This is a genomic window from Sorangiineae bacterium MSr11954 (genome assembly GCA_037157815.1).
GTDB classification, from domain to species: Bacteria; Myxococcota_A; Polyangia; order Polyangiales; family Polyangiaceae; genus Pendulispora; species Pendulispora albinea.
This window is the reverse complement of record CP089984.1, coordinates 11,677,767-11,691,175: the sequence shown is the minus strand read 5'-3', so window position 1 is coordinate 11,691,175 and position 13,409 is coordinate 11,677,767. Positions and strand designations below refer to the sequence as shown.

Sequence of the window (13,409 nt, the reverse complement as noted above, 5' to 3'; positions counted from 1 at the left end):
CGCCGACACCTTACAAGGCAGCTGCGACCGTCGGAATTTCCTTGGTGATGCAGTGGATCGACCCGCCTTGCACGATGGGGCCCTCGCTGTTGACCCCCACGACGGTGTAGCCCGGGAGGGCCGCTTTGTACGCGCGCGTGGCGGCGTCGTTCTCGGCGGTGTTGTTGTAGAACGGAATGATCGCCGTATTGTTGACGATGAGCGAGTTCGTATACGTGTACCACGTGCCGCCGCTCTGCCAGCCTTTCACGCGCGTCACCGTGTAGCGTCCCGTGCCACAGGAGAGGTTGGCGAAGTAGGCGGCCGCCTTGTCGGTCACGCTCCGGAAAGGCTCGGTGGTGGCTTGGGCGACGATGACTTTGCAGTCGCCCACCAGCTTGGCGAACATGTCGATATGCCCGGTGCCGTCGGCGGGGCTGCCGCCCGAGCTGGCCGCGTAATCCAAAATATGAATCGTGGTGGCGCCGAGGTAGCTCTTGAGGAGGCCATCGACGGTCGCCTTCGAAAGCGATGAGTTCCAATCGTAAACGCGCTTGCTCAAAAAGGCGTTTCCGCGGCCGTCGGTCATGTAATTGCCACCGTCGAGGATCAGATTCGTCGTATGGCATTCCGCGCTGAGCGCCGAGGCGAGCTTGCACGACATGGCGTCGTCGTTGCGGCGCGTCGCGTAGTGGCGGTAGGTGGTGTCGATGATGCCGAGCTTGCGCGTCACCTCGTTGATGCCCACCGGGCCGTAGTCGCGCGACCAGATGCTGTCGTAGCCGTAGCTGAGCGCCCGGTAGCGATTCGCCGGAACACCCGAAATGGACGAAGGCCCGCCCACCATCCACACGTTGGCGTCGGCCGCGGCCGCCGCCACCGCGATGCCGCGCAAAACCGCGGTATGGGCCGCATAGGTCATGACCACGGTGCTCACGGGCTCGTACTCGGCGGGGACGCGGTAGCCCGGCGCGGGTGCAGCCTCCGGCGCGGCCTCGGCTCGTTCCTGGGGCGCGCGCGCGTTGCGCTGGACCGCGAGCTCCTCCTCGGTCGCCCAATTGGGTAGACCCGTGGATCGCGCGGAGCCTTCGTGATCGACGAGGGCATTGCGCGTGACATCGCTCACGTTCGTATCTTCGGCGCCCGTTTGCTCGTCGGCGTTGGACGCGCAGCCTGCTCCCATGAGCAGGACGGTCAGCGCAACGGGTACAACGATTCGAAACTGTCGTCGAGGCATGGAGTCACCTTTCCTTCCCCCCGGAGTAACGGCCCTGTTCGAGACTCGTGTTTTTTCTGCGCCTGCTTTGCAGCGCGCCACTCATACCTTATGTCTCGCTCCACAGCGCCCCATTTCGAGGCAATTGCGTGTGCGTCCAAGTATGTATTCGCATTGCATATCCCGCCGATGCTGCTCGGACGACACAAGCGCGCGTGTGACGCGAATGGCTTGACGCGTTATGAATTCGGGTATCCTATCCGCCAATGAACGTGCGTGTGCCGGAGCCGTCCGCCCTGCCGTGGTACCGCAAATTCTTCAGCGATGACTACTTCGTCGCGTGCGAGCGGCTGCTCGAGAGCTTCGACTCGGAGCGGGAGATCGCGGGGGTGGTGAAGCTCCTGAACCTCAAGCCCGGGGAGCGCGTGCTGGATCTCTGCTGCGGTCCGGGGCGTCATGCGATCGAGCTGGGCATCCGCGGGATGAAGGTCACGGGGCTCGACCTCAACCCGGCTTATCTCGCGGCCGCGCGCGACGAAGCCGCCCGGCGCGGCGTGGTGCTGACCACGGTCGAAGCTGACATGCGCGCCATCCCGCCGCTCCCCGAGTTCGACGCGGTGATCAACATGTTCACGTCGTTCGGCTATCTGGAGTCGGAGGAAGAAGACGCCCGCGTGCTCGCGTCGGTCGCTCAGAGGCTGCGCGCGGGGGGCCGGCTGCTGCTCGACGGCTTGAACCGCGAATGGGTGATGACGAACCAGATCGAACGCGAGTGGTTCCCGCAGCCGGACGGCTCGGTGCTGCTGGAGGAGCGCACGTTGAATCTGCGTACCAGTCGCAACCGGGTCGCGTTTACCCGCATCGCCGACGGAAAGCGGCACGAGCTCGGGGCCATCGACGTGCGCCTCTACACCCTGACGGAGACGGAGAACATGCTGCGCCGGAGCGGGCTCACCCTCCGCCGCGTGTACGGCGCCTTGGACGGCACCGACTACGCCATTTCGACCCGGCGCATGATCGTGGTGGCGGAGAAGTGATCGACCTCGCCGGCCGCGGGGTGCTGCTCACCGGCACGCGCCGCATCGGCGCCGTGGTGGCCAAGCGGCTCGCGCGCGAGGGCGCGGTGCTCGCGCTCGCGTACCGCTCCTCGCGCACCGAGGCCGAGTTGCTGGCGAACGAGGTGTCCGCCGGCGGCCATGGGGTCGCGCTGCTGCAGGGCGATCTCACGGTGGAAGCCGACGTCGTTCACCTGCTGGGGGCCGCGCGTGCGGCGCTGGGCGGCCTGTTCGGGATCGTGCACATGGCGTCCGGTTTCTCGGCGGCGCCGCTCGACTCGCTCGACCTGGCGACGTGGGAGCGCGATATGGCCGACGCGCGCTCGAGCTTTCTCCTCGCCGCCCACGGGTCGCGGCTTTTGCGCGAGGGCGCGGGGGAGACCGCGGGCGGTCAAACGCGCGGACATATTGTATTCTGCACGGATTGGGCGGCCGGGGCGACACCGTACCGCGGCTTTCTTCCGTATTTGACGGCGAAGGCCTCGGTCGATTTCATGACCCGCGCGTTCGCCGTCGAGCTGGCACCGCACGGCATCCTGGTGAACGCGGTGGCGCCCGGGCCCATGCGAAGGCCGGTCGACATGGCCCCGGCGGAGTGGACCACGCTGGTCCAGAACGATACGCCTCTCACGCGCGAGTCGTCGCCGGACGATCTGGCAGAAATGGTGGTCACCTTGCTGCGGGCGGAGACGATCACGGGGGAGATCATTCGCATCGATTCGGGCCGTCATTTGGCCGGGTCGGGGGCATCGTGAGGCAAGCCATGCGCGTTGCGGTGTTGGCCAGCGGCGGTTTGGACAGCGCGGTCTTGTTGGCGGAGCTGGCGCGCGAGTCGCGCGTTTGGCCCCTCTACGTGTCCGCCGGGTTGCCATGGGAGCAGGACGAGCTCCGAGCGCTCGAGCGGTTCATCGCGGCGCTGGCGTCCGAGAGCGTTCAGCCCGTGACCACGTTGCACGTCCCGGCGCGCCCGCTCTATGGCAACCACTGGAGCCTGACGAACGAGCAGATCCCCGACGCGGCGTCGCCCGACGAAGCCGTGTATTTGCCGGGGCGCAACATCCTGCTCCTCGGGCTGTGCGCGGTGTGGTGCAGCGTCCACGACGTGCAGGCGATGGCCATCGGCTCGCTGGGTGGAAATCCCTTTCCCGACGGCACGCCGGCGTTCTTCCGGGACTATGCGCGCGTCTTGAGCGCGGGGCTCGCGCACCCCCTCGAGCTGCTCACGCCCTACCGTGGTTTGCACAAGCACGAGTTGATCCAGCGCGCGAGCGGGTTGCCCCTGGAGCTCACGCTCACGTGCCTCGCGCCACGCGACGGCGCCCATTGCGGCGCGTGCAACAAATGCGAAGAGCGCCGGCAGGCGTTCCTACGCTCCGGGATCGCCGACCGAACGCGTTATCGCAATGAGCACGCGTAGCAACACGGCATTCCATACATTTGCATATACATATAACGTGTAAAATGCATGAACGTGGAAATGGCTACGGCTGGGGTGCTCTTCGCGCGTGGAAATTCCACCCCGTTACACCGCTTGACAATATACGGCGTCTGCTATCGCATCCGGTAACAGTCGCCAAGTGTTCGCAGCAGTCGCGCACTTCGAGTTGCAGCATCTCGAGGGGCACGTCTGACATGCACGGCATACCGCCCATATCCAATACTCGTACCGGGAGATATTCATGTATACGGACGGAAGTGAAATGATCGAAGCACCGTCGACACGCGAGCCGCTCAAATTGGTGCGCGAGGCCATCCGCATCTACCCAGCAAGGATCTCGTCCGACGCGGCCACGAGGGCCATCGGTTCCACGAGGGCCATCGAAAACACCGCCGCGGATACCGTCCAAAACCTAGCCGACACCGTCAACGTCTAGCGCCACGACCACGCGGCGCTAACACCGCACCTGGCCATTCCGTGGCCCGCGCGGCGGCTCCTTGGCAACCGAGACGTTCACCGGCCAAGGCCGACGGCCCCAAGGAGCCGCCGTGATGTGTGCTTCGCACACAAAAGGTGTTTTCCACTCATGTAGGCGAAGCTTGCAACGAGTGTCCGACCTTGCGACAAGCGTTCTCCCTCCGGCGATGCTCGCAATGCGTGTCCTCCCTTCCGGGCGATGCTCGCAACGAGCGTCCTCCTCCCGGCGAAGCTTGCACGAGCGTCCTCCTCCCGGGCGATGCTCGCAACGAGCGTCCTCCTCCCGGCGAAGCTTGCACGAGCGTCCTCCTCCCGGGCGATGCTTGCAACGAGCGTCCTCCCTCCGGCGATGCTTGCAACGAGCGTCCTCCTCCCGGCGAAGCTTGCACGAGCGTCCTCCTCCCGGGCGATGCTCGCAACAAGCGTCCTACCTCCGGCGATGCTTGCAACGAGCGTCCTCCCTCCGGCGATGCTTGCAGCGAGCGTCCTCCCTCCGGCGATGCTTGCAACGAGCGCCCGCCTCCCGGCGAAGCTTGCACGAGCGTCCTCCTCCCGGCGAAGCTTGCAACGAGCGTCTTACCTCCAGCGATGCTTGCAACGAGCGCCCCCTCCGGCGGGTTCGCAAAGAGTCGTTCTGGTTGAGGTGTGCGAAGCACACAAAAAGTTTTTTGACGCGACGGTGATCGTATGACCGAAATTCGTCCCATCGTGGGAAGCAGAGACCCCTGGCAAGCCAGCTTCGAACGGCGACTGCGTGACGCCTATCACGCTGTGGGCCTCCCCGATTTGGCGATGAAGCAGCGCATCGAGCAGCTGCGGGCCGGCTTTGATGGGTGGACGGTGGCGGAGATCACGTCGGCGGGCGCGCGCGTGGGATTTGTCGCGGTGTCCATCACCGGGAGCGGGGCTCACCCCACCGGCCATATTCGAGATTCGTGGGTCGACCCGGGTCACGCGGGAGAAGGCCATGAACGGGCCGCCCGCGCGTGGGCGGAGCGCTGGTGCGAAGAGCGGGGCGCCGTGCGCATCGGCGTGAGGTTGGTCGCGCCCGATCCGCTGTTCGAGGATTACCCGGTTCGCGGTCAAACCCGCATGCGCGTCATCGCCGACGCCGAGCCGGTGGAGAAAGCCTCCGTCCGGCTCATGACCGAAGCGGAATACCCCGCATGGCTGGAGGGCCGAAAAGCCGATTACATCCACGACATTTTACGGTCGGGCGCCCTCTCCCCCGAGGAGGCGCGGCACAAATCGGACAAGGACTTTGCGGAGCTGCTTCCGCACGGCTTCGGCACCGCCGATACGACCCTCCAGGTCTTCGAGGACCAAGGCGTGGTGATCGGCACCGGCTGGCTGCGACACCGCCATTTGCCGAGCGTCACCTTCGGCTACTCGCTGGAAATCCACGAACCCTACCGCGGCGGCGGATATGGACGAGCGGCCATGCTGCTCGGCGAGCACGCCGCCCTCGCCGCCGGTGACTCCGTGTTCATGTTCGACGTGTTCGGCGGCAACAAAGGCGCCATGGGCTTCTACGACAAAACCGGATACCACGTCCTGGAGGAGAACCGCTCCATCGAGCTCCCCCGCCGCACCGCCGACGCCTGACCGTCCGGCGGCTTTAGCCCCGCCCCGCCTGGCGACCGCGGTGACGCTGCTCCACCTCGGCGAGGCGCGTCACCCCGGCGGCGCCTCGATCGCCGGCCGGCGTATCGAACCACGCGGCGAGGATCTCCTTGGCGACGTCGGGCGATAGGGTGCGGTTCGAGAGACAGAGCACGTTCGCGTGGTTCCAGACGCGCGCCCCCGCCGCCGTCGGTGGATCGGCGCAGAGCGCGGCGCGGATCCCCTCGACTTTGTTCGCGGCGATGCTGATCCCCGTCCCCGTCCAGCAAAGGAAGATGCCCTCGTCGCACTCCCCGCGGCGAACGGCCAGCGCCGCTTGCTCGGCGACGTCGGCCCACGGTTCGTCTTTTTTGCTCGCGATGGCCCCGAAGCGAACGACCTCGTGCCCGCGGCGGGCGAGCTCGTCTTCGATGGTCTGATGGACCGCGTAAGGTTCGTCCGAGCAGAGTGCGATGCGCATCCTCTGGATTGTGCCACAGGGCGCTAAAATACCAACTGCTTCAAGCCGCGCGCGATCTTCCGGAGCGACATGCGCTGCGCGCGGTTCGCGTTGGCGATCGACAGCGTCTCGAGCGACGTCAGGCCCTCGAGCGGCTTCAAATCGTTCACCTGGTTGTCCAGCTCGAGGTGAAGCCGCTTGATGGCTTTCAAGCGCTCGAGCGCCCCCAGGTGGCTCACTTGGCTGTTCGCGAGCCGCAGCGACAGATCGGTGAGCGACTCCAACCGCCCGAGGGGCGAAAGGTCGGTCACCTTGCTCAAGCCCACATCGAGCGTGAGCTCCGTCAGCGACGTCAGACGGTCCATCGGCGAGAGATCCTCGATGGTGCTCGGGTCGAGCCTCAGGCTGAGCGCGGTCAACGACGACAGCTCCGCCAGCGGCTTCAAATCCGTCACCTGGCTCGCGCCGAGATCGAGCGAAAGCTGCCGCAGCGACTTGGTGCGCGCCAGCGCCGTCAAGTCGGGCGCCGCGCTCCCGCGAAGGTTCAACGTGAGGCGGGTCAGCGCCGGGAGGCTCTCGAGCGGGCTCAAATCGCGCACTTGGCTGAGGCCGAGATCGAGCGAGAGCTGCTGCAGCGACCTCAATCGCCGGAGCGACTCCAGATCTTTCACCGCGCTCGCGTCGAGGTCGAGCGAGAGCTCCAAAAGCGAACCGAGCCCCTCCAGCGGCTGAAGAGAGCTCACCTGACTCCGCGAGAGCGCGAGGGACAGCTCGGTCAACGACGCGAGGCCCGCGAGCGGGGAAAGATCGGTCACCGCGCCGTCGCGCAGATCGATCCTCAAGCGGCGCAGGGATTTCAAGCTCTCGAGCGGCTGAAGGGAGCTCACTTGGCTGCCCCGGAGATCGAGCGTGAGCTCGGTCAGCGACGTCAGGCTCTCGAGCGGCTTCAAATCGCGCAGCGGCGTATCGCGGAGCGCGAGGGACAGCTCGGTCAACGATGTCAGGTTCGCGAGCGGCTTCAGGTCGTTCACCGGGCTGCCACCCAGATCGATCGACAGCTGCGACAGCGACTTCAAGCCCGTGAGCGGCTGGAGGGAGCTCGCGCGGTTGGAACGAAGGCCGAGCGCCAGCCGGGTGAGCGCGGGCAGACGTTCGATCGCGCTCAGATCGTTGGGCGCCGCCGGGGCATGGGCCTCGCGGCTCGAGCCCAGATCGAGGCGCAGATCGGTGAGCGATTTCAGGTGCGCCACGGATTTGAGCTCGACCCCTACCCCGTCGCGGAGGTCCAGCGCGAGCTGCGTGAGCGACTTCAACCCCTCCAGCGGCTTCAGATCGTTCACCTGCGCCGACGCCAGATCGAGGGTCAGCTGGGTCAGCGACTCCAGCGGCGCGAGCGGCTTCAAATCGCTTATTTGCGTATGGTGCGCGTCGACCCATAGCGTCTTGAGCGAGTCGCAGTGCGCGAGCGACGCGAGGCCCGCCATCGAGCTCGAATAGGCCGACGCTTTGACATTCAGGACCTCGAGCGACTTCGACCGCAACCACGTGAATCGCTCCACGTCCAGCGGACCATTCAAGGTGAGCGCCTCCAATTGATGTTGCCAATCGTAGAGCTCCGGCGGATATCCGCTCTCCTTCAAGAACCTCCGCCCCTCGTAGCGCTCGACCTGCAAATTGGCGAACCAGGCGCCGGCCACCAAGGTAAACGCGGCCGCGACCAGCCCCAGCCGGCTCCAGGTGCGCCTCCACATGCTCCGCCGGATGAAATCCTGCTTCTCCAGCTCGTTGCCGCCGCCCCACGATACCCGACTTTGGCAGCGCTCGATCAGGCGCAGATCTTTGGCGTCCAGCAGAAACCGCGCGCGCTGCTCGTTGTTCTTCCAGGCCACGAAGGCGTTGCTGAACTTCAACCGGGCCTGCTCGACGTCCGCCAGCCACGCGCCGCTCAATCGAAGGACGGCCGAGATCGAGCGCTCGTGCGCCAGCCGATACCGCTCGCCGCCGGCGCCGACCTTTTCGAGCAACCGAACGTCGGGCCTCGCCAGGTGGTCGAGCGCCAGCTTCAATCGCGATGGCTCGGCGTAGGCCTCCTCCGCCAGCCCCTCGGCGGTCGAGCCTTCGGCCACCCGCTGATGGCCATTTGGCTCCTGGAGCGCGAGCATCGCCTTCAAGACCGTCTCGCGATCCACCGATCGAATGCCGTCCAGGCACCGCTCGACGTATTGGGTCAGGACGCCTTCGGCGCCGCCCGCAAAGTGGTAATCGGACGACGTGATCGTCTTTCCCACTTTCCGCCGGTGAAGCTCGGACAAAGCGAGCAGCCCGATCCCCATGTCCACGGGGCAAACCTCTCCATCGACGGCGATGGCGCGGAGCAGATTGTCCAGCACCTTCGGGTCGACCGGCACCCCCGACGCGTCGACCAGATGGCCCATCACGTCGCGCGCCTGCCCCGAGGCAAAGGCCCCGAGCGAGAGCTCCGGGGGAAAGAAGCCGCGCTCCTGCTCCGGAATGATGAAGTCGGACCAATTGGCACGGAACTCCCTGCGAAACGCGACGATGAAGGTGATCCGGTGCGGGGGCTTGGCGTCGCGCGCGATCGCGCGGAGCAAACCGAAGATGGGGCACTCGAGCGGATCGCGGCCGCGCAGCTGTTCGAGCTGGTCCAGCACGATCACGTGGTTCTGCGAGCCGAGCCGCGCGGGGTTCACCAACTCCTCGATGGTGGAGGGAAACATTTCCGCTTCGTCCGGATTCTCCGCGTCCAACCCGTTCAAGGTCGTGCGCCCCCAGGACGCGCGAAGCGTGCGGAGGAGCCCCTCCCCGGGATCCGTCGGCAAGGCCTCCCAGTAATGCGATATCACGTCCGTAGGCGAGAGGATATCGCTCAGCCCTGCGCGGAGCAGCGAGGTCTTGCCGGCCCCCGATGCGCCCATCAGAACCACCAGGGGTGTTCGTTCGTCGCGGATGTAGCCGAGTAGCTTCTGCAACTCGCTCTCGCGGCCGAGCTTACGAAATAACGCTCCATCCTCGGGCCCGAATGCCATGGGTCCTTTGATGGCGGCCGCGCGATCTTGGAGAGGCGCCGGATCGGAAATGTCGGCGGTCCGCCCTTCGACGCGCCGGGCACGAACCTGCTCGAGGACGGCGTGAGCACGCTGCTGGAGGCGCTCGGCGAGTCGCTGCCAAGTCGGCATGAAGGACCTCCCTCCTCGCCGAGTTTACTACGCCCGCGCGCCCCAATGCGTTTTGAACCTCGCTGTCAGTGAGACGACAACGGTTGACGATCGAGGCGCACGGCTATCGGATCGACGACGGCCCGCGCGACGTGAAATACTCCAGCAGAGCGGCGAATTCGATGTGTTGAATCGCCCGTAGCAAGCTCGTTCGCGCGGGGTTCGGCCGGCGCGCCTCCGCTTCGCATGCGTCCACGAACGCGCACGCGTCCCACCGATCGTCGGCAATCGACGTTTGCAGCAGCGCGCGCTCGCCCGTCCCCTCCAGGCGCGCTCGAACACGACGGGCGATCTCCGGAGAGCACGGGTGATGGGCCGCGCGCCGAAACCAATATTTGGCATTGCCATAGTCCGGCTCGCGCCGGTGCACGATGCCATGAAGGTAGCTCCCGTCCGCGGTCTCGATCCGCTGCGCGATCTCGTGCGCCGGATCGATGTGATCGTGCCAGAGGAGGACGAGCGCGCGCACGAGATCCTGCGCGCCGCCGCGTAGGCCGGGTGGCGCGTTCGGGCCGCCGCCTCTGGAGGCTTGAAACGAGGCCTCGAGCTTGCGATGGAGCTCCGCCTCCGAGGCGGTGCCCGCGCGCGGACGCGGGCCCAACTCCGGCGGTTCCGAGGTCGCGAACAGAGCTTCGAAGGGCGGCGCGAGGTTCATGAGAGGGTGCTTAGCACCCGCATCCCTCGCTCGCCATGGGTGAAAAAGCCCGCAAAACACGCCCGCCGCGCACGATTGAGGTACGATCCTCCGTTTGGAGGTTCGAGATGCACGTGTCACTCACGCCCATGGAGTTTGCGCGTCGCGCGCGCGCGCTGTACGCGGACCGAGAAGCCGTCGTCGACGGTTCGTTGCGCTACACGTATGCCGAGTTCTTCGATCGGTGCGATCGCTGGTCGAACGTGCTCCAGAGGTTCGGGATCGCCAAGGGCGATCGGGTCGCGTACATCGCCCCCAACACGCACGCGCAGCTCGAGTCGTTTTATGCGGTGCCGGCGCTGGGGGCGGTGTTGGTCCCCCTGAACTACCGCCTCATCGCGTCTGACTTTGCGTACATGATCGAGCATAGCGGCGCGAAGATCGTCTGCGTCCACGCCGACTACCTCGAGGCCGTCGATGCCCTTCGCAGCCGATGCCCCGAGGTCGAGCGCTGGGTCGCGCTCGAAGGGGCGCGCGAAGGATGGCTCGATTACGAGTCGCTGCTCGCATCGGCCGAGCCCCGCTTCGAGCCGGCGGCCATCGGCGAGGACGACCTCTTGACGATCAACTACACGAGCGGGACCACGTCGCGCCCCAAAGGCGTGATGATCACGCATCGCAACGCGTGGGTGAACTCCGTCGGCACCCTGGTGCACCACCCCATGTCGAGCGCGGACCGCTACCTGTGGACCTTGCCGATGTTCCACGCCAACGGCTGGACCTTCGTGTGGACCAACACCGCCGTGGGCGCCACGCACGTCTGCTTGCGCAAGCTCGACCCGCCGTCGGTGTTCGAGCAGCTCGAGCGCGAGCGCATCACCGTGCTCTGCGCGGCCCCCACCGTGCTCATCTCGATCGCCAACGCCCCCGAGGAGCTCCGCCGCCGTGCCCCGCGCGGCGTGCGTGTGCTCACGGCCGGCGCGCCGCCCGCGGCGAGCACCATCGAGCGCATCGAAACGGAGCTCGGGTGGGCGCTCCTCCACGTGTACGGCCTCACCGAGACGGCGCCGTTCATCAGCGTGTGCGAGCCATGCGAGGCGCACGCGGCGCTCCCCCTCTCCGAGCGCGCGCGGCTCAAGGCGCGGCAGGGGGTGGAGCTGATCACCTCGGGCGAGCTTCGCGTGGTCGACGAGGCCATGCGCGACGTGCCGCGCGACGGGCAGACCATCGGCGAGATCGTGGTGCGCGGCAACGCGGTGATGGAAGGCTACTACCGCGATCCGGATTCGACGGCCCGCGCCTTCGCGGGCGGATACTTCCACAGCGGCGACTCGGCGGTCGTTCACCCCGACGGCTATGTCGAAATCCGCGATCGCCTGAAAGACGTCATCATCAGCGGCGGCGAGAATATCTCGTCCATCGAGGTCGAAGGGGTTCTGCTCCACCACCCCGCGGTGCACGAGGTAGCCGTCGTGGGCATGCCTCACGAAAAATGGGGCGAGGCGCCGCACGCCTTCGTGGTGCTCAAGCAAGGCGCCGAGGTCACCGAGGCGGAGCTGCGCACCTTTGCCCGAGATCGCTTGGCGCATTTCAAGGCACCGCATGCGATTGTCTTCGTCGCCGATCTCCCCAAGACCGCCACGGGCAAGATCCAGAAATACGTATTGCGCGCCGGCCGATCGGCGGTCGTCACCTTATGAGCGCGTGACGAATGCAGGTGAACGGTTCACCCTTTTGCGACGCCGCGTGTCATGTCGGTCGAATGACCGTACGGTTCCAGAAGGGTGAATGGATCATTTCAATGCGTGCTCGTACATAAATTTCACATTTCGCGCGATGTGCGAGTTTCGATCGCCTTCGCGCCGATTGTCGATTATGGAGAGCGCCATTGCTGTTCCTTCGGACAAATAACAGGTCCTAAACCAGGACCGAGGGTCCCGTGCCCTGCACAGCCCACCCCTCGCTACGCGCTCGGGAGGATGATCCATGCAAACATCGACCGAAGTAAATGTGCAGCAGAAGCGTCTTTCGACATTTCGCCGATTGGCGCAAATCAAGCTAGTCACGCGATTGCCGATTCTTATCTTCGCAGGCTCGCTCGGAATCGCCTGCGCTGGCCAAAATCAAAATGACATCGACGACGCCCGAAACGATCGCGATCGCGATGTTCAATCCGAGGAGACGGGGTCGACCGACGAATCGAGCGAGGCGCTCGCACCTGGCGATCCCGGCGCCGTCCGGCAGATCGCCAGCACGAACGAAGTTCCGTGGGGTCTCGCATTTCTGCCGGATGGCTCCGCGCTCATCGCGGGGCGCAACACGTACAACGTCATCCGCGTCGCGCCAAACGGGCAGACGGCGGTGGTCGGAAGGATCCCCAACGGTGGGCCGAGAGGCAGCGAGGGCGGTGCATTGGGGGTGGCGCTCTCCCCGAATTTCGCGACCGACCATTGGGTTTACTTCTTTCACACGGCGCCCAATGACAATCGCATCGTACGCATCAAGTACGAAAATGGGCAGCTCGTCGCGAGCTCCCACAGCGTGGTGCTCACCGGCATCGCGAGGGCGAGCATCCACAACGCGGGGCGTCTGCGCTTCGGGCCCCGCGACAACATGCTCTATGCGGGCACGGGCGACGCCAACAATCGTCCCAACTCGCAGAACGTCAACAGCAAGAATGGCAAGATCCTCCGCCTGACGCCGGAGGGCGGGATCCCCGCGGACAATCCCTTCCCGAACAGCTACACCTGGGCTTACGGTCTGCGCGATCCGCAGGGTCTCGCGTTCGACTCGCAGGGCCGTCTCTGGGTGTCGGAGTTTGGTCAAGACACCTGGGACGAATTGAACCTGATCCAAAAGGGCGGCAACTACGGTTGGCCGACCTGCGAAGGTCGCTGCAGCACGTCGGGATTCATCAACCCGGTGCAGCAATGGCGGACCTCCGAGGCTTCACCCAGCGGGCTCGCCATCGTCAAAGACGTTTTGTACCTTGCGTCCCTTCGCGGTCAGCGGCTATGGGTTATGACGATCAACGGCAACACCACCACCGCGCCCCGCGCCTTCTTCCAAGGTACTTATGGACGGTTGCGTACGGTGGAGCCAGCACCCGGCGGTGGCCTTTGGCTCACCACCAGCAACAACGATGGCCGCGGCTCGGGCGCGGCTGCTCAAATTCTCGACGTTGCTCTTCAATGACCAACCACGAACCCGACGATCGTAGCAAACGACACCAGTCCATGGCGGGTCCGAGCACCGGGCCCGGCGATGTCCTCGACTCGGATGGGTTCTAACCCAACAACGATGGCCGCGGCT

General features: G+C 65.7%; 11 protein-coding genes. 7 read left to right on the top strand and 4 right to left on the bottom strand.

Annotated elements, in window-relative coordinates; genetic code table 11:
• Positions 1 to 10: 10 nt before the first annotated feature.
• Positions 11 to 1,216 carry an agmatine deiminase family protein gene (locus LZC94_45980; GenBank protein ID WXB15157.1) on the bottom strand — a complete coding sequence of 402 codons (1,206 nt, stop codon included), beginning with the start codon at positions 1,214 to 1,216 and terminating at the stop codon, positions 11 to 13.
• 245 nt (positions 1,217 to 1,461) lie between these two features.
• Between LZC94_45980 and LZC94_45975 the strand changes: the two genes are divergently transcribed.
• The 5 genes from LZC94_45975 to LZC94_45955 all read left to right on the top strand — a co-directional run bounded on the left by LZC94_45975 (position 1,462) and on the right by LZC94_45955 (position 5,770).
• Positions 1,462 to 2,232: a class I SAM-dependent methyltransferase gene (locus LZC94_45975; protein WXB15156.1), complete on the top strand. Its 771-nt coding sequence runs from the start codon at positions 1,462 to 1,464 to the stop codon at positions 2,230 to 2,232.
• Positions 2,229 to 3,005, top strand: a complete 777-nt coding sequence (locus LZC94_45970) for an SDR family oxidoreductase (protein WXB15155.1) — start codon at positions 2,229 to 2,231, stop codon at positions 3,003 to 3,005. The genes LZC94_45975 and LZC94_45970 overlap by 4 nt, the downstream gene beginning before the upstream one ends.
• Before the next feature lie 8 nt (positions 3,006 to 3,013).
• Positions 3,014 to 3,667: a 7-cyano-7-deazaguanine synthase gene (locus LZC94_45965; GenBank protein ID WXB15154.1), complete on the top strand. Its 654-nt coding sequence runs from the start codon at positions 3,014 to 3,016 to the stop codon at positions 3,665 to 3,667.
• A 283-nt stretch (positions 3,668 to 3,950) separates the two neighbouring features.
• Entirely contained in the window at positions 3,951 to 4,124 is a 174-nt protein-coding gene (locus LZC94_45960) for a hypothetical protein (GenBank protein ID WXB15153.1), read from the top strand.
• Between the two features lie 728 nt (positions 4,125 to 4,852).
• On the top strand, positions 4,853 to 5,770 hold the full coding sequence (locus LZC94_45955; GenBank protein WXB15152.1) for a GNAT family N-acetyltransferase: 918 nt from the start codon (positions 4,853 to 4,855) through the stop codon (positions 5,768 to 5,770).
• A 13-nt stretch (positions 5,771 to 5,783) separates the two neighbouring features.
• On the opposite strand, the gene LZC94_45950 is transcribed toward LZC94_45955, so the two are convergent.
• From LZC94_45950 to LZC94_45940, 3 genes are all read right to left on the bottom strand, one after another.
• On the bottom strand, positions 5,784 to 6,248 hold the full coding sequence (locus LZC94_45950; GenBank protein WXB15151.1) for an RpiB/LacA/LacB family sugar-phosphate isomerase: 465 nt from the start codon (positions 6,246 to 6,248) through the stop codon (positions 5,784 to 5,786).
• 23 nt (positions 6,249 to 6,271) lie between these two features.
• A complete protein-coding gene (locus LZC94_45945; GenBank protein WXB15150.1) occupies positions 6,272 to 9,424 on the bottom strand; it encodes an AAA family ATPase in 3,153 nt (1,050 codons plus the stop codon).
• Positions 9,425 to 9,527: 103 nt separating this feature from the next.
• Positions 9,528 to 10,118, bottom strand: coding sequence for a hypothetical protein (locus LZC94_45940; protein WXB15149.1), 591 nt, complete (start codon positions 10,116 to 10,118; stop codon positions 9,528 to 9,530).
• 113 nt (positions 10,119 to 10,231) lie between these two features.
• Here LZC94_45940 and LZC94_45935 point away from each other — a divergent pair, with 113 nt between their 5' ends.
• A complete protein-coding gene (locus tag LZC94_45935) occupies positions 10,232 to 11,797 on the top strand; it encodes a long-chain-fatty-acid--CoA ligase (GenBank protein ID WXB15148.1) in 1,566 nt (521 codons plus the stop codon).
• 286 nt (positions 11,798 to 12,083) lie between these two features.
• Entirely contained in the window at positions 12,084 to 13,292 is a 1,209-nt protein-coding gene (locus tag LZC94_45930) for a PQQ-dependent sugar dehydrogenase (protein WXB15147.1), read from the top strand.
• The last annotated feature ends 117 nt before the right edge of the window (positions 13,293 to 13,409 follow it).